Raw genomic sequence first — 23,996 nt, forward strand, 5'->3', positions numbered from 1 at the left:
CCAGTCACACTCCAATACAATTCAGGTGAACTGTATGGATAAGGTCAGCCGCACAATCGGGACAGGCCGCACATGGACGACAGACCTGACACGCGCACGGGCCAGGTGATGGCCGCGATCCGCGCCAGGGTGGCGGGGCGCGCGCTGGCGCCCGGCGACCGGCTGCCGTCGATCCGCAGTTTCGCCGCCACCATGGGCGTGTCGCCGTCGACGATTGTCGAAGCCTATGACCGTCTCGCCGCCGAGGGGCTGATCCGTGCCCGGCGCGGCTCCGGCTTCTATGTGTCGGGCGCGGGGCTCATGCCGCTGGCGCTCGCCGAGACGGAGCCGCGGCGCGACCGCGCTGTCGATCCGTTCTGGGTGTCGCGGCAGTCGCTCGACGCCGATGCATCGGTGCTCAAGCCCGGCTGCGGCTGGCTGCCGGCCGACTGGATGCCTGAGCCGTCCCTTCGCCGCGCCATGCGGGCGCTGGCACGGGCCGGGGACACGGTGCTGACCGATTACGGCGGCACGCGCGGTTCGCCCGTCTTGCGCCGGCTGCTGCTCGGTCGCTTTGCCGAGGAAGGGATCGGGGCCGCGCCCGATCAGGTTCTGCTGACCGCGTCGGGCACCCAGGCGATCGACCTGATCTGCCGCTTCCTGCTGCGGCCCGGCGATACGGTGCTGCTGGACGATCCCTGTTACTTCAATTTCCAGGCGCTGCTGCGGGCGCATCAGGTCAAGGTCGTGGGCGTGCCCTATACGCGGTCCGGCCCGGACATAACGGCTTTCGAGGCGGCGCTGGCGGGCGCGAGCCCGCGCCTCTACATCACCAATTCGGCGCTGCACAATCCGACCGGCGCGTCGCTGTCGCCGCAGACCGCCCATCGGCTGCTGCGTGCCGCCGCGGCGCACGACCTGACGATCGTCGAAGACGACATCTTCGCCGACTTTGAACCGGAGCCGTCGCCGCGCCTTGCGGTGCTCGACGGCCTCGACCGCGTCATCCGGATCGGCAGCTTTTCGAAGACACTCTCGGCCTCGGTCCGTTGCGGCTACATTGCGGCGCGTTCAGACTGGATCGAAGGTCTCGTCGATCTCCAGGTCGCCACCAGCTTCGGCGGACCGAGCCCGGTCGCGACCGAACTGATCGCCCGCGTGCTGACCGGCGGCGGCTATCGCAAGCACATGGACGAACTGCGCCGGCGACTCAACGGGATGCGGCGGAAGATCGCGGCGCGCTTCGAGCCGCTCGGCATCCGGCCGTGGCTGCTGCCGCGTGGCGGCTTCTATCTGTGGTGCCGCCTGCCAGAGGGGGTCGATTCGGCCGGGCTGGCGCGCACGGCCCTCGACGACAATGTCGTGCTGGCGCCCGGCAACGTCTTCAGCGTGTCGCAGACGGCGTCGGCCTTCATGCGCTTCAACGTGGCGCAGTCCGGCGATCCGCGCGTCGCCGCCGTGCTCAGGCGGGCGATCGGCGCGGCCGGCGCGGATCGCGGACAGCGTCAGAAGGCTGCCATCGAGCTTCAGGCGCGCTCGGGGCTCCCGGGACAGGGTATCGCCGTCGGCCCGACCGAATAGCCATGGCGCCGGACGACCGCTGCCGAGTGCAGCGATTGCGACGGCGGATACGTGCTGCGCTGAAGCGGCTGCCGTTTCCGCAATCACGCCTTTCCCGCCACGGCATCGACGCCCGTCAGCTCCGCCGACAGCGCCCAGAGACGCTCGGCCTCCTCCGGATCGACCGCATAGGCGCGGACGCCGACGAAGGGCTCGCCGGCCATTTCAGCGCGCAGGGCGACATCGCAATCCTCGCAATAGCGCCCGCCGAGTCCGTCGAGCCGGGGTGAGGTCGCTGCCCAGACCTGGGTGGCGGCGCCCTGCTCCGGCGTCTTGAACGTCGGGTCTGCCGGCGCGCCGCTGGCGTCGACCCAACCGGCGGTCACCATCTCCTGGCGGGTCAGGTGCCGCTGCAGCGGGGTGAAGATCTTGCCCGGATGGAGCGAGAAGGCCCGCACGCCGGACTCGCGGCCCAAACGATCGAGATGGACGGCGAACAGCGCATTCGCTGTCTTCGACTGGCCATAGGCGCGCCATTTGTCGTAGCCGCGCGCGAAGTGGGGGTCGTCCCAGCGCATCGGCGAATTGTGGTGGCCGGCGGAGGAGACCGCGACGACGCGCGCGCCGCCGTGCAGCAGCGGCCACAGATGATTGGTCAGCGCGAAATGGCCAAGATGATTGGTGGCGAACTGGGCCTCCCATCCCGGCCCGACGCGCGTCTCGGGGCAGGCCATGATGCCGGCATTGTTGATCAGGATATCGATGCCGCGGCTTGCGCCGAGCATGCGTTCGGCGAAGGCGCTTACGCTGGCGAGATCGGACAGGTCCAACTGCTCGATGATCACGCCGACCAGGCCGACCGTGGTTGTGCGCGCGAGAGCCGGATCTCTCGCGGCCACGACGACCTCGGCGCCGGCCCGCGTCAGCGCCTTCGTCGTCTCAAAGCCGAGGCCGGAGTGGCCGCCGGTGACGATGGCGCGCCTTCCGCTGAGATCGATACCGTCGAGAACTTGCGTTGCGGTGGTTCGGGCCCCGAAGCCGGAGCCGAGCGGTGTCTGCTGGTCGGTCATGGTCGCTCCTTCTTGGGTGTCCGTGCGGCTGCGGCGCTCACCCGCCATAGCGCAAGGCGCGGAATCCGCTCACAGGGTGGCGCCGTGGTCTTTTCATCCGGCGCCAAGGTTGCACGGCGCAAGATCTGCAAACAGGACCGGTGTTATTCCGGTACTGATACTGCTATGATGGCGCCATGGACGCGCGACCCGTATCCGACGCCCGCCGCCGTGAACTCGCGGCTTTTCTGCGTAGCCGGCGCGAACGACTGACTCCGGCCAGCGTCGGGCTGGCGGAGGGCTTTCGCCGGCGCACGCCCGGGCTGCGGCGCGAGGAAGTGGCGCTGCTCGCCGGTGTCGGTACCACCTGGTACACCTGGCTCGAGCAGGGCCGCGACGTGCGTCCCTCGCCGGAAGTGCTGTCGGCGCTTGCCGATGCCCTGAAACTCGACGTCGCCGAACGGCGCCATCTCTATCTGCTCAACGATCGCGAGCCGCCGTCGTTGCGGCCGTCCGGGGCAGAGGCTGTGCCGGCGCCGCTGCTGCGCATGCTCGACAGCATGACCGGACAGCCGGCCTATGTGCTCGGCCGGCGCTGGGACGTGCTCGCCTGGAACCGAGCCGCGGCGGTGGTCTTCGGCGATTACGGCCGCCGCCACGGCGACGAGCGCAACGTTATGCATATGGTGTTCGCCGATCCGGCGCATCGCCGCCTGCTGATCGACTGGCACCTCCTGGCCCCCGCCGCGCTCGCCATGTTCCGGGCCGCCAGCGTGCACTATGCCGGCGATCCGGATTTCGAGCGGCTGATCGCCAAGCTCAAATCCGCCAGCGCGGAATTTGAACAATGGTGGCCGCGGCACGAGGTGCAGGGGCCCTTCGCCGGCCGCAAGCGCATCGACCATCCGAAGGCGAAGCGGATGCACTTCGAATATACCAGCCTTGCGGTCGCCGATCAGCCGGACATGCGGCTCGTCGCCTACATGCCCCTGGACGAGGAGCGGACGGCGGCAAAGCTCGAACGGCTGCTCAACCGGGCAGCGTAGAGCGCTCGGTTGGGATCGGAGGCGCGTCCTCTTCGTCACGATTACCGGCCTGCGGGCAGCAGGCGTCATCCGAACGTGCGATATCATGAGATCATCTCTGTCATTTCCGACCGGGCACCTTGGCCCGTCGTTGCGCCGGTGGCGTCTGCTGAACCGCGTCAAGCAGTCGGCATTGGCCGACGAGATCGGCGTCTCCCAGGCGACCGTCTCGCGCTGGGAGGCCGGAGCGTTGGTACCCGATGCAAGAGAAGAGGCGCACCTCGTCCGGTTGCTCGCGGCGCGACCGACCTCTGCCGCCGATCGGGCCGTGCTTTGCCTGGTGACGACGTCCTCGCTGCCGATGCACCTGATCTGTGATCTGACACACCGCCTCTTGGCGGTCTCCCCGGCGCGCGCCCGCGAATGGCGCGTCGGCGCCGCAGATCTGATGGGAAGTTCGCTTTGGCGTTTCGCCTCCGATGACATTATGGCCGCTGAAGCGGCGCTGGCGGAGCGCGGCTGGTACGAGGCCGTTGCGCCGGATGTGACCATCGTCACAGAGCGGGCGGAACATCCCGAATTGACGATCCGGGCGGGATCTATCCATTACGCACGCATCCCGCTGTCGGATGGCCGCTTTGTCCGGCTGGTCCAGGATGGTGTGCGGACCGGCCGTGCATAAAATATGCGGCGTCTGGCGCTTTTCGCGCGGGTCGGGCTAGTGTCCCGGTTCTAACGTTCGTTTTCCCTTGCAGCGGGCACTTCTACGAACCTTAGAACCTAAGGGACACTAGCATGATTATGATTCTAGTGTGGCGTCTCGCAATTGCCTATGCCCTTCGCGGCAAGCCCCTGTAGGCAATTGCGAGACATAAGCCGCACTAGCTTTTTGATTTTGCTAGTGTCCTGATGTCGCCGAATTACCGTGCGAGGGTGAGGCAAATGAAGCGGTAATTCGGAGACAGGACACTAGTGCGGTGTTGGATCTGACGCTCGTATGAAGAGTTCGCTGTGATACTGATACAAGCGTCAGATCCACCGCACTAGATCCCGGGATCCAGATCAGTTGGCCGGTGCTGAACGATGCATGACCCGTATTCGCCGAGAAACGACGAGGAACAGCCTGCAATCGAACCCTCGCGGTTGCGTGGCATCGTCGATTTTGTCCAGGCGGCGGAACGCCTGAAGGATACGCTTCGCAGTGGCGCGACCGCCGGCGGCCGAGCCGAGAGCGTGGCGGAGCACAGCTGGCGGCTGTGCTTGATGGTGATGATGTTCGGGAAGGAACTGTCCGGATACGATCAGCACCGGCTGCTGAAACTCTGCGTCATTCATGATATCGGCGAAGCCATCTCGGGCGATGTGCCGGCCATTCATCAATATTCCGGTGACGACAAGGCCGAGCGGGAGCGGGCGGATCTGATCGCGCTGTGCGCCTACCTGCCCGAAGATCTTCAGCAGGAGATCGTCGAACTCTGGGACGAATACAATTCCGCGGCAACGCCGGAAGCGGTTCTGGTGAAAGGATTCGACAAGCTGGAAACGATGCTCCAGCACGCCGTCGGACGGAACGCCCCTGATTTCGACTATGCGTTCAACCTGTCCTACGGCCTGGCGCAGACCAGCAGGCATCCGCTGCTCAGGCAGCTTCGCAGGCTGGTTGATGACGCGACGCGGGCGCGGCTGGACGCGCCGGCTGACGGTTGAGGGCAAGCCCCTTCCTGGCTGATGATGAACTCCGTGGCCGTCCTCCGCGCCAACCTTGCCGTGAGCCCCACGCGGTTCGTCATGGCGTGCAGGCCGTTGCCGCGTCGCGGCCGCAGGCTCGCCGAGGTGCCGGTGAAAATGATCGTCCTGGGTCCGGCGAGAACTCGACGACGATCTGCTCTTTCAAGCAGAGGAGAGCCGTGGGTTATGACGATGGCCGGGCAGCTTTGGTGATGATGGGCTGGTTGATACAGCCATCCCCGCAAGGTCCGTCCTTCCGATGAAAACTCGATATCGATACGCATGGGGCCTCCGTCTGCGGTTGAAGGGGGCTTTTATGTCGCCTTCGGCCGGCGTCCGCGCCTCGCCGTTCGACAAAAGCCACGCCGAATCGGTCAAACGCGGAGGCAAGCGGCATCTGACTGGAAGAAGGGGCGGGTCGAGAACCAGGTCGGGCTGGTCCATGAACGCTTCTTCACGCCGCGGCTGCGGTTCAATAACTATGACGAGCGGGCACTCCTGAACGCCCGTCGCCGTCTGGTCGGGCGATGTTCGATCCTCTGGCTCACTGCCGCAGGACCAGCATGTTTCCGGCCAGGATGGCGGCTGCACCGAGCAGGAAGTGGCTATCGAGCCGAAGGTTCTCGAACAGCGCGGAAAGGATCAGGGCGATGAGCGGCACGGTGGCGAACACATAGGCGGCAGGACCCGGGCCGAGCCGGCGCACCAGTTCGAAATACAGCATGAAGCTCACGCAGGAGGCTGCGACCGCCAGATAGAGCAGGCTGAGAAGGTAACGCAGCGAGATGTCGGCCGCGAGGGGCGCGCCGATTGCCAAGGCCCAGAGGGCACTCGCCGCCGCACCGATGATGGCTCCCCAGCCGAGTACGGCGAGGTTAGGCAGGCCGGCTCTCTGGTTGCGTGCGCCGAGGACCGTACCGGCGGCGGTGACGATTGCCGCGACGAGGGCCCAGGCGAAGCCGGCCTGGCTATCGGCTCCGAGCGCGCCCATCCCCGGGACGAAGACCACGGCAATGCCGACAATGCCGCACAGCGCTCCCCAGAGAAAGCGCCGCGCCAGCGCAGTGCCGAGCACGAAGCGCCCGATCACGGCGGCGAACAGCGACGATGTGGACAGGACGAGGGCGGCGAGCCCGCTCGGAATGTGCCGCGTCGCCTCGTAGAAGGCGATGAAGGCGAGCGCGAAGAACAGCACGCCCTGGAGCCCGACGTGGAACCGGACGGCGCGCGGGATCGTCAAGGACACGCCGCGCACTCGGCCATAGCCCAGCAGGAGAACGCCCGCGAGCGCCATGCGCAGGGCGACCGACCACGGCGCCGGCGTCACGCCCGCCTGCATCGCCGTCGCCAGGGCGCCGCCGCCCCACAGCAGGGCTGTGAGCGCGAATAGCACGCCCGTCACGAGTTCGATCTTCTTATCAGCGAAGGCCATCCTGATGTCTCGATGCGGGCGCTTTCGGCCTCAAGCTTGTGCAAGGCGCCGTCGATCACGGCGCGTTCATCTGCCGAGAGGACGGCGAGAAGATCGGCCTCGATCGCGCGTCCCAAGGCGGCGATGTCATCGAATGCGTTCCGGCCCCGGCGCGTGATGGTGACGGAGGCGAGGCGCCGGTCCGTCTTGCCGGTGCGTCGTGTCGCGAAGCCCAACTCGACAAGCTGTGCGATGCCGCGGCTCACCGCGAAAGGATCGAGGGCGCAGGCGCGACCGATCTCGGATGCGCTGGCGCCGTCCCTTTCGGCGACGACGGCGAGGATGCGCCAGCTTGCCTGACTGAGGCCGAACGTCTCGCCGTAGAAGCGCTCGAGCGGCCGGGCGACCTGGATCGCAACGAGGAACATGCGGTAGGGCAACCATGCGCTTAGATGCAGGGTTGCGGATGTGTCGGAGGCGGGCAGGGTCACGGCGCAGCCATATAATTGCGAATCGCAAATATATCGCAAATATTATCGCCGAGGGCAATGCCGAGCCGGGGGAAGCTCGCTTGCTCTTTCCCTCCCTGTCGCTACAATTATTGTAGCTTATAGGAGGCGAACATGGATCTCGACGCTCATCCCACCGTGCTGAAGGCTCGTTCCAAGGGGGCGGCGAGGACGGCCGTGGTTCTCGACGCGACCTGGCTGAAGGCCGTTGCCAAGGAATGTGGCGCCGACGATGTCGGCCTCGTCGAGATCGATCGGCCGGCGCTGAAGGCCGAGCGCGGCCATATCGCCAAGGTCTTTGCCGGCACGCGCACGCTGCTGTCGCTGGTGGTGCGGATGAATCGCGAGCCGGTGCGCTCGCCGACGCGCTCGGTCGCCAATCAGGAATTTCATGCCGTCCACGACGCGGTGAACGAGGTCGCCCGGGAGATCGTCCGCCGTCTCGAAGCCGAGGGCATCCCGGCCTGCAATGCGGTGGGCGCCTTTCCGATGGAGGTGCAGTTGCCCGGACGAGGCTGGATGGTGGCGCACAAGCCCATTGCCGTCGAGGCGGGGCTCGGCATGATCGGGCTTCACCGCAACGTCATCCATCCGGTGTTCGGCAGCTTCGTCCTGCTCGAAACGGTGCTGATCGGCCGCGACGCCAGCGCCTACGACCGGCCGATCGACTACAACCCATGTTTCGAATGCAAGCTGTGCGTCGCCGCCTGCCCGGTCGGTGCCATCAAGTCCGACGGCGCCTTCGATTTCATGTCGTGCTACACCCACAATTATCGCGAGTTTCTCGGCAATTTCGGCGACTGGGTCGCGGCGCTGACGGATGCCAAGGACCATCGCGACTATCGCCGGCGGTTCGACGACGGCGAAACCACCTCGATGTGGCAGTCGCTGTCATTCAAGCCCGGCTACAAGGCCGCCTATTGCATTGCCGTCTGTCCGGCCGGCGAGGAGGTGATCAATCCCTTCCTCGAGGACCGCAAGGGCTATCTCTCCGGCGTCGTCAAGCCGCTCACCGCCAAGGAGGAGACGCTCTACGTTCTGCCCGGCTCGGATGCGGAGGAGCATGCGGTGCGGCGCTTTCCCCACAAGCGCATCAAGCATGTGAAGCGCCAGCTGCGCGCGAGCTCGATCCCGATGTTCATGGCGGGCCTGCGGCTCGGCTTCCAGCGCGGCAAGGCCAAGGATCTCTCCGCCCGCTATCACTGGACCTTCACCGGCAAGGAAGAGGCGCAGGCCACCATCCGCATTCACGATGGGCGCATCGCGGTCGAGCCCGGCCATGTCGGCGAGCCCGACGTGAAGATCACCGCGGATTCGCAGGCCTGGCTGGCGATCATCGCCGGCGATGCCAACATTCTTGCCGCGATCGTCTTGCGCAAGGTCCGCGTCAAGGGTGACATGCGGCTGTTCCGCGCCTTCGGGCGCTGCTTTGCCTGAAAGCGGGCCGATGAAGCCAAAATCCTTTGCACACATGGTCTGTCCCGTCGCCCGGGCGCTGGAGGCGGTCGGCGATCGCTGGTCGCTGCTGATTCTGCGCGATCTCTTTCTCGGGCTCGCCCGTCATGACGATCTATCGCGCTCGACGGGCATTCCGCCGACCACGCTGTCGAGCCGGCTGCGCCAGCTGGAAGGTCAGGGACTGCTCGCCAGGCGCCCTTACCAGACCAACCCGTCGCGTTACGAATACGTCCTCACTCCCGTCGGCGAGGCCGCCTGGCCGATCCTGCTCGGCCTCGCGCAATGGGGCAATGCCCACGGCGGGCTGGCGCCGGCGGAAGTCCCGATCGAGTTCGTCGACAGGCGGACTGCCCACCCCATCCACCTCGAAGCGGTCGATTCGCTGACCGGCGACAGGGTTTCTGCGGCAGACATCGAGGTGCGCGCCGGCCCCGGTGCGGATGAGCTCGCGAGGTGGCGGATCGCACACGGCGAGGAGACGCGGCGCGTGCGCGACAGGTAGAAGGGCGGCAAGGCGGCGACGGTCGGCAAGCGAGAGCGACCGTAGCACTCTGCCTTAAGCCATCAACCAGCCTCTCCCATCACTTCCGCCGTCATCCCGAGACGGTGCAACAGGCTCGAATCGCGATCGTCGCCGGGATTTGCCGCCGTCAGCAGGGTGTCGCCGATGAAGATCGAATTGGCGCCGGCGAAGAAGCACAGCGCCTGCATCTCGTCCGACATGGCCGCGCGACCGGCGGTAAGTCGCACATGGGATTTCGGCATCATGATGCGGGCGAGGGCGACGATCCGGATGAACGCGAACGGGTCGACCGGCGCCGCCTCGGCGAGTTTCGAGCCGGGAATCGGGATCAGCATGTTGATCGGCACGCTCTCCGGCGCTTCGTCGAGACTGGCCAGCGTCACCAGCATGTCGATGCGGTCGTCGGCCGCCTCGCCCATGCCGAGGATACCGCCGCAGCACACCTTGATGCCGGCGGCGCGTACATGGCCGAGCGTTTCCAGGCGGTCGGCAAAGCGGCGCGTCGTGACGATCTCGCCGTAGAAGCGGTCCGAGGTGTCGATGTTGTGGTTGTAGTAGTCCAGCCCTGCGGCGGCGAGCCCTTCGGCCTGGGATGGCGACAGCATGCCGAGGGTCATGCAGGTCTCCAGCCCGAGCGCCTTGACGCCCTCGACCATGGCGGTCAGCGTCGCCAGGTCGCGATCCTTCGGGCTGCGCCAGGCCGCGCCCATGCAAAAGCGCGTGGCGCCGCCCGCCTTGGCCGTGCGGGCCTGGGCGAGCACCTCATCGACCTCCATGAGCTTGGACGCCTTCAGCCCCGTCGGGTTATGCGCCGACTGGCTGCAATAGCCGCAATCTTCCGGGCAGCCGCCACTCTTGATGTTGAGCAGCTTGCTGAGCTGGACCCGGTTGGGATCGAAATGCGCACGATGGATCGTGTGTGCGCGGAACAGCAGATCATTGAATGGCGCGTCGTAGACCTCTCTCGCCGTCGCCAGGGTCCATGGGGTGGGAGATGGGGACAGCGCCGGTGACGCGCTGCCCAAGACCGGCGTGCTGCTGGCAACTGACGTCATGGGGCTCCTTCGCGGGGTCTGCGCCCGTGGCTTCGATTGATTGCGCCGGCGCGGCTGAAGTGCTGTCCGCCGGCTTGCAGGAATCATAGATAATTGCTCTATCAATCCCTGTTTTTTTGCGGAGCATAGCCCGCAAAGGCGGCGATGCACGGACTAATATCATAGATAATCTATGAGAGACTGATGGCCGAAACCTCTGCAGAGCGTATTGCGCGGGTGCTGGCGGAGCGGATCGTGTCCGGCGAGCTTGGCCCCGGCACGCCGCTTCGCCAGGACCGGATCGCCGCGGAGTTCGAGACCAGCCATGTGCCGGCGCGGGAGGCGTTTCAGCTGTTGCGCGCCCAGGGCCTCGCGGTCAGCGAACCCCGTCGCGGCATGCGCGTGGCACCGCTCGATCACGCCGCCATGCAGGAGATCGTCGAGATCCGAGCCGCCCTGGAAAGCCTGGCGCTGACCCACGCGGCGCCGCGCATGAATGCCAACGACTTCGAGAAGATCCAGAGCGCGCTCGAGGCGGGGGATGAGGCGCAGACCATGGAGGAGTGGGAACTGGCCAATCGCGCCTTCCATCGCGCGCTGCTCGCGCCGTGCAAGATGCGCAAGCTCCTGACCATGCTCGACGAACTCCAGCTGGCCAGCTCGCGGATCGTCTTCTTCGCGAGCCGGTCGGCCGGGTGGCGGCCGCATTCGAGCCATGCCCATCGCCAGATCGTCGGCGCGTTGAAGAAGCGGGATATCGCCACGGCGGTGGCGCTGCTGCAGCGGCATATCCGAGGACTGGAACGCTCAACGGACATGAGCGGACACGGTCCAGGCGGCGGAGTGGAATGATGACCGGATCAGCCGTGAGGCAGCAGCCTGGCGATGACGCTGCGGCCGAGCTCAGCCGCTGCCGCGACCTTGGTCATCAACTCGTGAGGCGAGCCGAGATGGGTGGATTCGAGCACGTGGCGCAGATGCTGGTGATCGATCGGCAGCCGCCGCACTTCATTGGCGAGGGCGTGCTGGACCGCCGCCATCAGTTCTTCGAGCCGCCGCCCCCAGTCTGAATCCCGCAGGTCGATGCGTTTCTTGATTGCGGATTCCATCGTGTGAATTTCGGCGAGGAGATCCTTGGCGAGCCGCATCCGGTCCTTGCGCAGGGCGTATTGCAGCATCTGCTTCTTGTCGTCGATCTGGTCGAGCACGATCTGCACCGCGAGGGCATAGGGCATCTGCGAAAGCCTGGCCGCCTCCCTGGTGTTCGCGCCTTTGGTCGCAAGCTCGATGATCTGCCATTTGGCATCGAGGTGTTTCTCGACGACCGTCAACGCGAAGGGAACGGCCTCTTCGCTGGCGCTGCGCAGCTTGTTGAGCGCGGCCAGAATCTTGGTCACCGACTCGTCTTTTGCAAAATGGATCTTCGGCGGCAGGCCGGCAGTGAAAGCGGTCAGGGCCTCGTGGACGCGCTGTACCGTCATGAGCTTGACGAGGTCGTCGAACGTCGCCGGCGAGCTCGTATAGAGCATCAGTCCATGACGGATGTCAGCGGTGCCTTCGGCGGTCGCGAGCATCTGCTGGACGTAGCGGCTGACCTTGGTCTGAAAGGCCGAGGCGATCTGTTCCGCGTCGCGCGTATCATTGATGGCAATGGCGTGCTTCACCGCCTCGATGTATTCCGCGCACATCGTCCGCAGCAGCTTTTCCGAGATCCAGCTCCAGATCGGGCCGAGCGAGCTGCGCGAAATCTGGCCGGCATGGGCGCGCTCGGGAGCGCACTCGACCAGGACCGGCTCGAGCGGCTGGAAGAAGCAGCGCGACGGCGCGTCGATCCGGTTCGGCGCAGGGGCGGTGCCGCGGAATTCACCGCGAAGAAGCGCGATGATGTCCTGCGAGCCCGGGATCTCCTCGCCGAGCTGTTGCAGCCGCTCGAGTTCGGCGAGCAAGCGGCTGCGCACCTGCGGCGAGAGCTGCCGCAGGTAGCTGTTGATCAGCGGATCGCTTGGAGCTTCCGGCTGCGCCATCGCGCTCAGCCTCCGGCTGCAGTGCTCAGATCGGGCTAATCCTGGACGATTGAAGTGAATAAACGGCAAACAAAATCAATGAAAGATAGGGAATAATAGGAATTATAGATACTGATCCACCATTGTTGCGGGTTTTGCACGCGGCATAATTTCCAGTTTTTCCTGCAAATTAACCGTGCTTTGTAAGCCGAATTTAGCTCTCCCGGCGCTATGGTTGGCCGGGGGAAAAAGATGAGTGGTATTACGTTCTGTCTGCCAAGAGCTTGTGTCGCCGTCGTCGTCGCAGCCGCTGCGGCGGCCGGTCTCGTTGCACCCGCGCCGGCCCTGACGCTCCAGGGCTCGACGACCTTCACCATGACCGTGGTGGAGCCGCACGCCAAGGCGGTGGAGGACGAGACGGGCATCGGGCTGGAGATCATTCCCAACAAATCCAGCCTCGGTCTTCTTGCGCTGTTCGAGCACAAGGCCGACCTCGCGATGATTTCGGCGGGTCTCGCCAAGGAGATCCAGCTGCTCAAGGAGATTCATCCCGATCTGCCCTTCGAGCAATTGAACGCCGCCGAGATCGCCAGGACGCGTGCGGCCTTCGTCGTCCATCCCGCCAATCCGGTGCGTAGATTGCCGCTGGCAAGCATCCGCAGGATCCTGACTGGCGAGGTGGTGAACTGGAAGGCCTTCGGCGGCGCCGACCTGCCGATCCGGGTGGTGGTGGTGCGCACCGGCGGCGGCGTGCTGGCGAGCGTCGAGGCGGCGCTGCTGGGATCCGGCCATATCTCGACGCCCGACGCGATCCGGGTCCAGGTCGGCACGCAGATCCTCAAGGTGGTGGCGCAGGAGCCGGCTGCCCTCGGCATTACCCAGTTCGGCCTCGTTCGACGCGGCAGCGCCGTCGAGCTCGAGACCGATCAGCCGATCGAGCAGATCTTGAGCCTTGTCAGCCTGGGCGAGCCGTCATCCGACGACCGTCGGGTCATCGAAGCGATGCGGCGCCGGATGGAGACTGAACGATGAGCAGCTTGCGGGATCGCGTCCTGCGGGCGCCGCGGCGGATGGCAGTGCAGCTCTATACTCTGCGAGTCGTCTCCATCGCGGCAGTGGCCCTGCTGGCGCTCGCGTCGATCCATTTCGCCGAGGAGACAAGGAGGGCGGCGGATTACGTCTTTCGCAGCGGCGTTGCGACGCTGCGCAGCGGCTTCGAATTGGAAATGATGTTCGAAAAGAATCGCCGTCTGGTCGAATCCGCGCCGGCGGATCTGGATCGGGCCCGGCTGCAGGCAAACCGCGCAGTCTTGCGTCGCCTGAATGCCGACATGGCCAAATTCCTCGACCGGAGCGGCCTTTGGGACACAATGCAGGGATCAGGCCAACACGCCGCCCTGCGCCACGATTTCACCTTGCTGGCCGAGGCCGGCGACCGCGTCATGTATCTTGCCGAGAATTTCTCCCAGGATCAGGCACTCGAGGTTTCGCGGGGCGCCTACGCCAAGGCGGCCGAGGCGATCGACCTCAGGCTCGATGCTTGGCGCGACGACCGGCTGGCCACCGCCGACCGGGAGCTCGCCTCGATGTCCCAAGCCGCGACGCGGCTGGGCATCTGGGTCGGCGCCGGCGGCCTGTTGGCCGTCCTGCTGATCGGCCCGATCGGGATCCTGATCAAATTTCGCATTCTTCGCCGCCTCGGACGCCTCACCAGCGTGATGTTGCGGCTGTCGCGCAGTGAGACCGCGCTCACCGTCCCATACACCCGGTCGTCCGACGAAATTGGCGATCTCGCCCGCGCGCTCGAGGTGTTCAAGAACAATGCCATCGAGCTTCAGGCCGCCCATCTCCATCTCGATACGGCGCTCAATAACATGTCCCAGGGACTGTGCATGTACGATGCGCAGGAGCGACTGTTGCTGTGGAACGAGCGCGTTCTCGAACTTTATGCCGTGCCGCCCTGCCTGATCAGGGCGGGTCTGGCCGTGCGAGAGGTGCTCGGGATATCGCGACGCGGTCTCGTGGGCGCGGAGCTCGATCAGGCCTATCAGCAATTCCGCAGCGGGATTCCCAGGCACGGCACGCACCAGTACCGGCGCACGCTGCCCGACGGGCGCTCGATTTCCGTTTCGCAGCGCGCCATGCCCGATGGCGGCTGGGTGGAGACCCACGAAGACGTCACCGAGCAGATCAAGGCCGAGAAGCGGATCGCCCATATGGCGCTGTATGATGGCCTGACCAATCTGCCGAACCGCTTCAAGTTTCATCACGAATTGCAAGGCTGCGTCGCGCGTGCGGAGCGGGTCAAATCGGCCTTGCTTTGCCTCGATCTTGACGGTTTCAAGAACGTCAACGACGCATTCGGCCATGCCGAGGGCGACGCTCTGCTGCGGCAGGTCGCGGCCAGATTGACCGCCTGCATAGGCAAGAACGACATCGTCAGCCGGCTGGGCGGAGACGAATTCGCCATCCTGTTGCCGGATGTCGCCGAAATCGGGACGGTGACGATCCTGGCCGGCGATATCATCAGGAGTCTGAGCCAGCCGTACGACGTGAATGGACATCAGGCGATCGTCGGGGCGAGTGTCGGGATTGTGCTGATTCCCGATCACGGCAACGACGCTGACCAATTGCTCAAACACGCCGACCTCGCCATGTATGGCGCCAAGGCCGGTGGCCGGGGCTCGTTCCGGTTGTTCGAGCCGGCGATGGACGAGCGAATCCAGGCGCGGCATTCCCTCGAAATAGACCTGCGGCGGGCCGTCGACCAGAACCAGTTCGAGCTGCATTTCCAGCCGACGCTGTGGGTCAAGAGCGGTGAGGTGAGCGGCTTCGAGGCGCTGCTGCGCTGGCGGCATCCGACCCGCGGCATGGTATCGCCTTGCGAGTTCATCCCCGTCGCCGAGGAAGTCGGTTTGATCAATCGCCTCGGCAAGTGGGTGCTGCGTCAGGCCTGCATGGAGGCATCGGCCTGGCCGGAGCATGTTCACGTCGCGGTCAACCTCTCTGCGGCGCAGTTCAGGGACGCCGATCTCGTTCAGGACGTCTTCTGCGCAATCGGCGAGGCCGGGCTCGATCCGCGCCGGCTCGAACTCGAGATCACCGAAACCGTCCTGCTTCAGGACGATCTCGCGATCCATGAGACGCTGCATCAGATCCGCGGCTTCGGTGTGAAGATCGCCATGGACGATTTCGGCACTGGTTATTCGAGCCTGAGCTATCTGCGCAGCTTCCCCTTTGACAAGATCAAGATCGATCAGGGCTTCATCCGGGGGCTGGACAGCGGCGACGATGCCCTGCCGATCGTTCACGCGGTGATCGGGCTTGCCTCCGGCCTGCGCATGACGACGACGGCCGAAGGCGTCGAAACCAGAGCCCAGCTCGAGGTCCTCCAGAACGAAGGCTGTGACGAAGCCCAGGGCTATTTGTTCAGTCCGGCGGTTCCCGGCAGCGAGGTGCTGGCCTTGCTCGATCGGATCGATCGCGAGTTTCACCGCGCCGCCTGATTGGCCGCATCAACGCCGGCCGACCGCGCACCGACCGTCGCCTATATCTCGAATTGATCGAGCGCAGGTCGGATGGCGGCAGAATATGACAGGGTATCAACTCCGCTTCCTGGCTTGCGCCGGACGGCTTCTTCGGTCTGATCTTGATGAACGCTTCTTCCTTCAATTCCGAGTTCGACAGCGTGGCTGAAACTGCCGAATCCGCCATGGCGCTGATGACGGCGCAGCGGGTGCCGCCGACGCCGGATAACTTTCAGGTCTGGTTTGAATATTGCCGGGGCGAATCGCCGTACCTGCAGAAAACCATCGATGCCCTGCTCGCGAGCGGGCGCCGGTTCGATGCCGCGGTGAACCGCGATCTGTTCCTGACCCATGCCAGCTCCTCAACTCGCGATCGCGAGGACGCTCATGAGCTTTCGCGTCAGATTCAGCATCTCGCGGACCGTGCCCGCGAGATGTTGAACGCTGCCGCCGCCGATCAGCGCAACCAGGCGCGCGATCTCGTCGAAGTGACCGCCCAGGTTGGCAGTCACGCCGACGGTGGCGGTCCTTGCTCGGTCGTCGAGCGCCTTGTCGAGGAGTTGACCAAGGCCGCGGCCCGCGCCTCGAGCCTGGAATCAAGCTTCGCCAAGACATCTGACGAGATCGGCAAGATTCGTGAGAGCCTCGAAACCGCCGAAAAGGAGTCCAACACCGACGTTCTTACCGGGCTCGCCAATCGCCGTGCGCTGGATGCATTTCTGCGCGCCACCCGTATGGCGGCGTTGGGGAGCGGCGAGCCGCTCAGTCTCCTGCTGGTGGATGTCGACCACTTCAAGCAGTTCAATGACGGTTTCGGCCACCTGATCGGCGACCAGGTGCTGCGCCTGATCGCGAGGACGGCGCAGGACAATGTCAGGGCGAGCGATCTGGTCGCCCGCTACGGCGGCGAGGAATTGATGGCTGTGCTGCCATCCGCCGACAGCGAGATCTGCGGCGAGATCGCCGAGCGTATCCGTCGCCGGCTGGCCGAGTCGCAGTTGGTCCGGCGTTCGACCGGCGAGAAGCTGCCGCCGGTCACGGTGTCCATCGGCGTCGCCCAGTTCATTCCCGGCGAAGCGATCGAAGCGCTGATCGCGCGGTGCGACGAGGCGCTCTATGCAGCTAAACGCGCGGGACGAAACCGCATCGTCGTTGCCTTAAGTCGCTAGTGTCCTGTCTCCGAATTACCGCTCCATTTGCCTCATGCTCGCACGGTAATTCGGAGACATAAGGACACTAGAAAAATCAAAGTGCTAGTGTGGCTTAAGTCTCGCAATTGCCTACGAGAGGCTTGCCGCAAAGGGCATAGGCAATTGCGAGACGCCACACGAGCCTTTTGCTTTCTAATGTTCGTGTTAGAGGTTGCCGCGATGTAGCACGAACTTCGGAAAGCGGACGCCGGCGTCGAATGACGGAGATGTGATGGCGGCCGGCGATGTCGTCCCTTGCCGCGGCGGCGGGTTCCGACAATTTGCGTCCTTGCCCATTGGAGTGCGCCCATGACCAGCGATCCCCGCCGTATGCCGACCATCTTTCTCTCCCATGGCGGCGGTCCGTGCTTCTGGCTCGACTCCCGGCCGCCATTTGCGGCAAATGCGTTCGAGGGCCTGCGGCGCTATCTCGCCGCGCTGCTGACGGGGCTGCCGGCACGGCCCAAGGCGATCGTGGTGATCTCCGGCCATTGGGAGGAGGCGGTGCCGACGGTGAGCACGTCGCAAGCGCCGCCGATGCTGTTCGATTACTACGGTTTCCCCGAGCATACCTATCGGCTCAGCTATCCGGCGCCGGGCGAGCCTGCGCTGGCGGAGCAGCTGCGCCGCATGCTCGGCGAGGCAGGCATCGCCACGGCGGCGGACGCCGAGCGCGGCTTCGACCACGGCGTCTTCGTGCCGTTCCTGATCGTCGATCCTCAGGCGCAGATTCCGGTGGTGATGCTGTCGCTGCAGCACGAGCTCGATCCGATACTGCATCTCGCCATCGGCGCCGCGCTCGAACCGTTGCGCGATGAAGGCATCCTCATCGTCGGCAGCGGCAACAGCTATCACAATCTGCGGCACTTCTTCGACGGCGAGCCGGCGGCGGCGGCGACCTTCGATGCCTGGCTGACGGATGCGGTCACGGATGGCGATCCTGCCGTGCGCAATCGCAAGCTCGCCGACTGGGCGCGGGCACCCGCCGCGCGGCTCTGCCACCCGCGCGAGGAGCACCTGCTGCCCCTGATGGTCGCCGCCGGCGCCGGCGGCGACGATGTCGGCAGGCGTGTCTTCCACGACGTCATCGGCGGCAAGGCGATTTCGGGCTACGCCTTCGGCTGAGCACACGGGCAGACGATCGCCACGGCTCAAGGGGGCGGCGCGAAGGTTCGTGTCGGTCGGCGTTCTCCTCTCCGCCCTCGGCGTGCTCGGCCGCGCGCTGGCAGCCTCGACGGCGACGCAAGCCACTTGGCGCGGTGATCGCGGCGGCGCTGCGACGGGTCTGCGCTGCATCCGCAATACGCCAAGGTGCTGCGATATGGCGCCGGCCTTGCCTGAGCGGCGATGATCTTTCAGCCGCCACTAAGAATATCAATTTGTTTATGGATTTGACATTCGCTTCTCATGCCCGCGTCCAAGCGGGTTGCGAATGTCAAATCCAAAACCGCACTGGAATCATAGCTATACTAGTTTTCCTTTGGTTCTAACGTTCGTATGCGTGCTCGCAGCAAAGGGATACGAGGGTTAGAACCGGGACACTAGTGACGCACCGCATAAAGCGGGGTGCGCAATGTGAGCTGGAAGGTCGGTTTCGGCATCCAGTCGATTTCAGCGGTGACGCCGAACAGGCGGTTGTCGTTGTCGTCCATGAGGTCGAGGTCGAAGCGCAGCACCGGCTCGGTGAAGGACTGGAACTGGGCGATGCCGGCGAGTGTGCCGCCGCCGAAGGTCTGCAGCCCGGCGCGGCCGGTCAGCTTCCAGTTGTTGTCCCACTGGTAATAGGCCCCGACATAGCCGGCATAGGCCGGATCGACATGGGCGAGCGGGCTGTCGACGTGCACGGTCACGGCGCGCAGGCCAAACAGCAGGCCGCGGGTCTCGTCCTTGTCGAGCGCGTAATTCGCCTCGGCGATGCCGGTGAACTGGGTGGTGGAGAAGAGGCTGAGAGACACCGAACGGGTCAGGCTCGCCTGCACGGTCACGGCGGGTAGCACGCCGCCGTTCTGCTGGATCACGTCGGCCTGCACGCCGACGTTCCAGCTGTCCGCGGCCATGCTGCTCCAGGACGTCAGGTCGCTGCGCGTGGTCAGCGTCGTGATGCCGCCATAGACCGAGATGCGGTCGTTGAGGTCGATCGTCACCGGCAGGTCGATGCTGACGCCCTGGCGCGAAAATCCCGATGGCAGGGCGTTGTTGGACGCCAGCAACGACAGCACCGGGAAGCTGCTGCCGAGACCGATGCCGAACGTGCCGGCCGGCAGCGAGGTGAAGTTGGTGCGCATGTCGAGATAGAGATTGGGCACGGTCGAGGCGGGCTTGGCGTCGTCATCTTCGTCGGCCTCGGCGGCGAAGGCGGGGGCACTGGAAACCAGTACGACCAGGGTGCAGACCACCATCGCCGTCCGCCGCCGACGGCTCGAATGAAAACTGACGAGGTCGGCCGCGCTGGACATGCACGCAACGTCCGGGTGCGAGAGGCATGCAGGCTAATGGCAAGCGTCCGGTTTGTCAGCAGCAACCTTGCCTTCCTCGGTCTGGGCCGGATGGACAACCTCCTGGGACACTGCACCTGGTGCCCGCTTTCCGAAATTCGTGTCCGGAAGACGCCGTGCTAGTGTCCCGGTTCTAACGTTCGCTTCCCTTTGCAGCGAGCACTCGTACGAACGTTAGAGCCAAAGGGACACTTGCAAAATCAAAGTGCTAGTGTGGCTTATGTCTCGCAATTGCCTACGAGAGGCTTGCCGCAAAGGCGGTAGGCAATTGCGAGACGCCACACTAGAGCGTTTTCCCGCGAAGTGGATACAGGTTCGCGCGAAGAAAACGCGTCAAAACAAAAATCTAGAGCCTCCGCTCCGATTCCATCGGAGCGGAGAAGGCTCCAGCATAGTTATGATTCGAGTGCGGTTTTGGATCCGACGCGCGTACGACGAATTCGCTGCAATGCTGATACGAGCGTCAGATCCACCGCACTAGCGGCCGACGCGCGTCCAGGCTTCGCCGCCGCACAGCGGGCCGACACAGCCGCGCACATCGAGTCGCGAGGGGCCGGCGACGGTGATCGTGCTGTCGTAGCTCTGGCCGTCGTCGGCATTGTAGATGCGGCCGGACCAGGCATTGGCCGTCGTCTGCGCCATGTCGATGAACAGCTGCAGGCCCATGATCGGCCGGTTGCGCAGGGCGGGATTCTGGTTCTTGTCGTCGACCTGGGGCTTTCCGGTCGCCTTGTCGATGGGGTCCCTCAGCCAGATCACCTTGCCGCAAAGCTTGCCACCGCAGTGGCTGACCTGGACGCGGGCATCGCCGGCCTGAGTGAGCCAGACCCCGACGGGACCGTTGTCGGCGGCGAAAAGCACCGAAGGCATTAAAAGAGCAATGAAAAGCAGAGCGGCAGAAAATGGACGAAAGCTGAAGTGCATTGGTCAACCTGATGAGAAGCCTTAACCGGCGGAGCCTTGATGTATCGGATTTCAAAAGATTTCCAAAGGGGCTGCGGTGATTGATCGCGGCCGCGCGCCGGCGGTATCACGGACCTTTGTTTGAGTGCCGCCCGCTTGGCGCGGCGCCGGCACCCCGGCATCCTGCGGATCGGGCATATCTGGTTGATACGATCGCATGATCGGAGAGATCCCGGGGCATTGACGCGGGAGGGTGGCGAATGCCGCAGGCGGGCGACGAGGCGCGGACGCAGGCCGACTTCTACCGCAACTTCCCGCTTTTCCACAGCTTTGACAGGCTGATGGACCCGGCGCTCTATGCGCCGCTGCCGGACGGCTGGCTGATCGGTGTCGCCGACATCGTCGAATCGACCAGGGCGATCGCGGCAAAGCGCTACAAGGCGGTCAACATGGCCGGTGCCGCGGTGATCGCGGCACTCACCAATGCCCTGGACGGTCGGGAGTTTCCCTTCGTCTTCGGCGGTGACGGGGCGAGCTTCGCCGTTCCGCCGCACGAGGCGGCGCGTGCGCGCGACGCGCTCGCCGCGACCTCCGGTTGGGTCCATCGCGACCTCGATCTCGAGATGCGCGTCGCCCTGGTGCCCCTCGAAGCGATTCGCGCCGCCGGCCGGGATGTGAAGGTGGCTCGCTATGCGCCGTCGCCCTTCGTCGCCTACGCGATGTTCTCCGGCGGCGGTCTCGCCTTCGCCGAAGCGGCGATGAAGCGAGGCGAATTCGCCGTTGCGCCGGCGCCGGACGGCTTGCCCGATCTTTCCGGGCTGTCTTGCCGCTTTTCCGAGATCCCGGCGCGCCGCGGCCTCATTCTGTCGCTGCTCGTGGTGCAGGGCCGCGACGGCTCTGCCGATGAATATCGCCGCATCATCGAAGGTCTCATTCGGCTGATCGAACGCAGCCCCGACGCCGGCCGACCGGTGCCGCCGCAGGGGCCGCCACTTGGCTGGCCGCCACAGGGCCTCGACCTGGAAGCCCGGGCCAGCCGGCGCGGGCCACTGCTGCTGCGCACGGCGCAACTGCTCGGCTTCACCCTGTTCGCCTATCTGATCATGCGCTTCGATCTGAAGGTCGGCGGATTCTCGCCGGCCGACTATTGTCAGCAACTGGTCGTCAATTCCGATTTCCGCAAATACGATGATGCGCTGCGCATGGTGGTCGACTGCACGCCGGAACTCGCCGACGAATTGCAGCGACGGCTGGAGAGCGCGGCGGCGGCCGGCAGCGTGCAATTTGGTCTGCATCGCCAGGATGCGGCGATGATGACCTGCTTCACGCCGAGTGCGCTCCGCAGCGATCATGTGCATTTCATCGACGGCGCCCGTGGCGGCTATGCCTCCGCCGCCGTGGCGCTGAAGGCGGCGGCGCCTTCAGCTCGTTCGTGACGGTGGTCTCCATTCATCTCCGGCCGGTGGGCGCGGTCGCGGCGCCCCAAGGCGCGAACTTCACCACGGCGGCATAGCCGAGGTCGATGAACGCGGTGAAGGGTGCGGCGAAGCGCAAATAGCGCGCTTGCGTCGATCACGGCCGGATCGCTGGTGAAGAGATCGATCCAGCGCCGCGGCCACGTCGCGACAACAAGGCCGACAGCGGCGATGGTCACGAAAGAAACGAGGCCGGCCGTCCAGGCGACGCCCCGGGGCCGATCCGTTCGGCTCCCACCGCCATGCCGACCGTCGGCACCGAGCCGACGCCGACGGCGAAGCCAATCGACGCAAGCATGAATTCCAGCCGCGCGCCGATGCCGTAGCCGGCCAGCATCTCGGTGCCGAAGCGCGCCATCATATGGGCGAAGATGGTGACGGCGAGCACCGACTGCAGGGGCGATAGACAGGCAACGGCGCCGACCTTGAGAATGTCGAAGAGCATGCTGGCGTGGCAGCGCAGCGGCGCGGCCGAAAGATTGGCCCGGCCGAGGCCGCCGAAGAGATATCAGAAGCTGTTCGCCGCCTATGTGGAGATCTTCTTTGGCGGAGTGGTCATCCCCTGGCTGATGAACACCCTCAATTCGATCCTGCGCTGCATCGTTCCTCGGCGCCCGGCGCTGCGGGATTATCTATGATGGTCTCGGCAGTTACGGTCGCGCCTGGCAGGATGCGGCGCTGATCGGCGTTGTCGCCGGCCTCATGCAGATGCTGATCGATGTGCGGCCGCCGGAGCGCGGCAATGCCGCCGCAGTCGCTGCATTGCCCGCAAACTGATCAAATCGTCGGCAATCGCCGCCTTGCATCATTGCAGGGCGGGGGCCCATATTCCCTTCCTCCCGAAACTTCTGTAACGGTTCCGGGCTCAACAACACCTCAAACGTTCCGCGGGTATTGCCATGACCTTGAAACTCCCCGACTTGCCTTACGCATACGATGCACTCCAGCCCTATATGTCCAAGGAAACGCTGGAATATCACCACGACAAGCATCATCAGGCCTATGTCACGAACGGCAACAACCTGCTCAAGGGCACCGAATTCGAGAACAAGTCGCTCGAAGAGATCGTGAAGGGTTCGTTCGGCAAGAACGTCCCGCTCTTCAACAATGCCGGGCAGCACTACAATCACCTGCATTTCTGGAACTGGATGAAGCCGAACGGCGGCGGCGACAAGCTGCCCGGCCGTCTCGCCAAGGCGATCGACTCCGATCTCGGTGGTTTTGCCAAGTTCAAGGAGGACTTCATCGCCGCCGGCGTGGGCCAGTTCGGTTCGGGCTGGGCCTGGCTCTCCGTCAAGAACGGCAAGCTCGAAGTGTCCAAGACGGCGAACGGCGAAAGCCCGCTGGTCCACGGCGCGACCCCGATCCTCGGCGTCGACGTGTGGGAGCACTCCTACTACATCGACTATCGCAACCGTCGGCCGGACTACCTCAAGGCCTTCGTCGAGAATCTCGTCAACTGGGATTACGTCGACGAACTCTACAGCAAGATCTCCTGATCGGTCGCGCGAATGTCCGAAGGGCGGCCCCTTGCAGGGCCGCCTTTTTCGTTCCCCAGGCTTTTTCTTGGGCCAAATCTTCGTGGCCCATGCTCATGACGATGGGATAATTGACGGAGCGGGCACGATGGCCTGCATGGGTTCGGTGCTACAGGCGCGGCCGTGATTGGGGGCGACATGAAGAACTACATCCTGGTGTTTCTCGGCGGCGGTCTTGGATCGACGCTGCGCCACGGCATGAACATGTTGTGCGCGCGACTGTTCGGCACGGCCTTTCCCTGGGGCACTTTCGTCATCAACATCACCGGGTCGACGGTGATGGGACTGATCGCCGGCTATCTCGCTTTCCGCGGCGACGCGGCCCAGCCCTGGCGGCTCTTCCTGATGACCGGCATCCTTGGCGGCTACACCACCTTCTCGGCCTTCTCCCTCGACGCCATGCTGCTTTATGAGCGCGGCGAGTTCGGCCTTGCCGTCGCCTATGTGGCGGGATCGGTGGGCATCGCCGTTGCCGGCCTGGCGGGCGGGCTGGCTCTGGTTCGGCATTTCGCCTGATGCCTTGTCGCTGGCGGGCGGGAGGCTTGCCTTCTGTGTAAACGTTATAATATAACATCCAGAGATTGGCCGG

The 23,996-nt window shown here is 64.9% G+C and carries 23 protein-coding genes; 15 read left to right on the plus strand and 8 right to left on the minus strand.

Annotated features, from left to right (window positions below):
• Positions 1 to 72 precede the first annotated feature (72 nt).
• Complete coding sequence (locus DB459_RS12650) at positions 73 to 1,560, plus strand: PLP-dependent aminotransferase family protein (RefSeq protein ID WP_253713195.1); 1,488 nt, start codon at positions 73 to 75, stop codon at positions 1,558 to 1,560.
• Positions 1,561 to 1,643: 83 nt separating this feature from the next.
• On the opposite strand, the gene DB459_RS12655 is transcribed toward DB459_RS12650, so the two are convergent.
• Complete coding sequence (locus DB459_RS12655; RefSeq protein WP_253713196.1) at positions 1,644 to 2,609, minus strand: SDR family NAD(P)-dependent oxidoreductase; 966 nt, start codon at positions 2,607 to 2,609, stop codon at positions 1,644 to 1,646.
• A 176-nt stretch (positions 2,610 to 2,785) separates the two neighbouring features.
• Between DB459_RS12655 and DB459_RS12660 the strand changes: the two genes are divergently transcribed.
• The 3 genes from DB459_RS12660 (at position 2,786) to DB459_RS12670 (ending at position 5,320) form a co-directional block, all read left to right on the plus strand.
• Entirely contained in the window at positions 2,786 to 3,634 is an 849-nt protein-coding gene (locus DB459_RS12660) for a helix-turn-helix transcriptional regulator (protein ID WP_253713197.1), read from the plus strand.
• An 85-nt stretch (positions 3,635 to 3,719) separates the two neighbouring features.
• Entirely contained in the window at positions 3,720 to 4,295 is a 576-nt protein-coding gene (locus DB459_RS12665) for a helix-turn-helix domain-containing protein (protein ID WP_256519371.1), read from the plus strand.
• 401 nt (positions 4,296 to 4,696) lie between these two features.
• On the plus strand, positions 4,697 to 5,320 hold the full coding sequence (locus DB459_RS12670; RefSeq protein ID WP_253713199.1) for an HD family hydrolase: 624 nt from the start codon (positions 4,697 to 4,699) through the stop codon (positions 5,318 to 5,320).
• Positions 5,321 to 5,885: 565 nt separating this feature from the next.
• Here DB459_RS12670 and DB459_RS12675 read toward each other — a convergent pair.
• Both DB459_RS12675 and DB459_RS12680 read right to left on the minus strand, forming a co-directional pair.
• Positions 5,886 to 6,773: a DMT family transporter gene (locus tag DB459_RS12675; RefSeq protein WP_253713200.1), complete on the minus strand. Its 888-nt coding sequence runs from the start codon at positions 6,771 to 6,773 to the stop codon at positions 5,886 to 5,888.
• Entirely contained in the window at positions 6,740 to 7,243 is a 504-nt protein-coding gene (locus tag DB459_RS12680; protein WP_253713201.1) for a MarR family winged helix-turn-helix transcriptional regulator, read from the minus strand. The genes DB459_RS12675 and DB459_RS12680 overlap by 34 nt, the downstream gene beginning before the upstream one ends.
• Before the next feature lie 132 nt (positions 7,244 to 7,375).
• Between DB459_RS12680 and DB459_RS12685 the strand changes: the two genes are divergently transcribed.
• Both DB459_RS12685 and DB459_RS12690 read left to right on the plus strand, forming a co-directional pair.
• Entirely contained in the window at positions 7,376 to 8,698 is a 1,323-nt protein-coding gene (locus DB459_RS12685) for an SCP2 sterol-binding domain-containing protein (RefSeq protein WP_253713202.1), read from the plus strand.
• A gap of 10 nt (positions 8,699 to 8,708) precedes the next feature.
• Entirely contained in the window at positions 8,709 to 9,221 is a 513-nt protein-coding gene (locus DB459_RS12690) for a helix-turn-helix domain-containing protein (protein ID WP_253713203.1), read from the plus strand.
• A gap of 62 nt (positions 9,222 to 9,283) precedes the next feature.
• On the opposite strand, the gene bioB is transcribed toward DB459_RS12690, so the two are convergent.
• Positions 9,284 to 10,297 (minus strand): biotin synthase BioB, encoded by a 1,014-nt coding sequence (bioB, locus tag DB459_RS12695; RefSeq protein WP_253713204.1) that lies wholly within the window; start codon positions 10,295 to 10,297, stop codon positions 9,284 to 9,286.
• 183 nt (positions 10,298 to 10,480) lie between these two features.
• Between bioB and DB459_RS12700 the strand changes: the two genes are divergently transcribed.
• The gene (locus DB459_RS12700; RefSeq protein ID WP_253713205.1) at positions 10,481 to 11,128 is read left to right on the plus strand and encodes a GntR family transcriptional regulator; all 648 of its coding nucleotides are present in this window, start codon (positions 10,481 to 10,483) and stop codon (positions 11,126 to 11,128) included.
• 8 nt (positions 11,129 to 11,136) lie between these two features.
• On the opposite strand, the gene DB459_RS12705 is transcribed toward DB459_RS12700, so the two are convergent.
• A complete protein-coding gene (locus DB459_RS12705) occupies positions 11,137 to 12,300 on the minus strand; it encodes a hypothetical protein (RefSeq protein WP_253713206.1) in 1,164 nt (387 codons plus the stop codon).
• 231 nt (positions 12,301 to 12,531) lie between these two features.
• Here DB459_RS12705 and DB459_RS12710 point away from each other — a divergent pair, with 231 nt between their 5' ends.
• From DB459_RS12710 to DB459_RS12725, 4 genes are all read left to right on the plus strand, one after another.
• Entirely contained in the window at positions 12,532 to 13,311 is a 780-nt protein-coding gene (locus DB459_RS12710; RefSeq protein WP_253713207.1) for a substrate-binding domain-containing protein, read from the plus strand.
• A complete protein-coding gene (locus DB459_RS12715) occupies positions 13,308 to 15,785 on the plus strand; it encodes a bifunctional diguanylate cyclase/phosphodiesterase (RefSeq protein WP_253713208.1) in 2,478 nt (825 codons plus the stop codon). The genes DB459_RS12710 and DB459_RS12715 overlap by 4 nt, the downstream gene beginning before the upstream one ends.
• 146 nt (positions 15,786 to 15,931) lie before the next feature.
• Positions 15,932 to 16,975, plus strand: a complete 1,044-nt coding sequence (locus DB459_RS12720; protein WP_253713209.1) for a GGDEF domain-containing protein — start codon at positions 15,932 to 15,934, stop codon at positions 16,973 to 16,975.
• A 330-nt stretch (positions 16,976 to 17,305) separates the two neighbouring features.
• Positions 17,306 to 18,121, plus strand: coding sequence for a class III extradiol ring-cleavage dioxygenase (locus DB459_RS12725; RefSeq protein WP_253713210.1), 816 nt, complete (start codon positions 17,306 to 17,308; stop codon positions 18,119 to 18,121).
• 416 nt (positions 18,122 to 18,537) lie between these two features.
• Here the strand turns inward: DB459_RS12725 and DB459_RS12730 are convergent, their stop codons facing one another.
• Both DB459_RS12730 and DB459_RS12735 read right to left on the minus strand, forming a co-directional pair.
• A complete protein-coding gene (locus tag DB459_RS12730; protein ID WP_253713211.1) occupies positions 18,538 to 19,452 on the minus strand; it encodes a hypothetical protein in 915 nt (304 codons plus the stop codon).
• A 516-nt stretch (positions 19,453 to 19,968) separates the two neighbouring features.
• On the minus strand, positions 19,969 to 20,361 hold the full coding sequence (locus DB459_RS12735) for a DUF2147 domain-containing protein (protein ID WP_253713212.1): 393 nt from the start codon (positions 20,359 to 20,361) through the stop codon (positions 19,969 to 19,971).
• 293 nt (positions 20,362 to 20,654) lie between these two features.
• On the opposite strand from DB459_RS12735, the gene DB459_RS12740 reads away from it, so the two are divergent.
• Entirely contained in the window at positions 20,655 to 21,830 is a 1,176-nt protein-coding gene (locus DB459_RS12740; protein WP_256519372.1) for a DUF3095 domain-containing protein, read from the plus strand.
• A 214-nt stretch (positions 21,831 to 22,044) separates the two neighbouring features.
• Here the strand turns inward: DB459_RS12740 and DB459_RS27590 are convergent, their stop codons facing one another.
• Entirely contained in the window at positions 22,045 to 22,314 is a 270-nt protein-coding gene (locus tag DB459_RS27590) for a hypothetical protein (protein ID WP_371926939.1), read from the minus strand.
• Between DB459_RS27590 and DB459_RS12750 the strand changes: the two genes are divergently transcribed.
• The 3 genes from DB459_RS12750 (at position 22,301) to crcB (ending at position 23,923) form a co-directional block, all read left to right on the plus strand.
• Entirely contained in the window at positions 22,301 to 22,507 is a 207-nt protein-coding gene (locus DB459_RS12750) for a hypothetical protein (RefSeq protein WP_253713213.1), read from the plus strand. The genes DB459_RS27590 and DB459_RS12750 overlap by 14 nt on opposite strands.
• A 261-nt stretch (positions 22,508 to 22,768) precedes the next feature.
• Entirely contained in the window at positions 22,769 to 23,368 is a 600-nt protein-coding gene (locus tag DB459_RS12755) for a superoxide dismutase (protein WP_253713214.1), read from the plus strand.
• Between the two features lie 177 nt (positions 23,369 to 23,545).
• Positions 23,546 to 23,923 carry a fluoride efflux transporter CrcB gene (gene crcB / locus DB459_RS12760; RefSeq protein WP_253713215.1) on the plus strand — a complete coding sequence of 126 codons (378 nt, stop codon included), beginning with the start codon at positions 23,546 to 23,548 and terminating at the stop codon, positions 23,921 to 23,923.
• Positions 23,924 to 23,996: the final 73 nt, after the last annotated feature.

Origin of the sequence: Bradyrhizobium sp. WD16 (genome assembly GCF_024181725.1) — a bacterium.
In the GTDB taxonomy this organism is placed as follows: Bacteria; Pseudomonadota; Alphaproteobacteria; order Rhizobiales; family Xanthobacteraceae; genus Bradyrhizobium_A.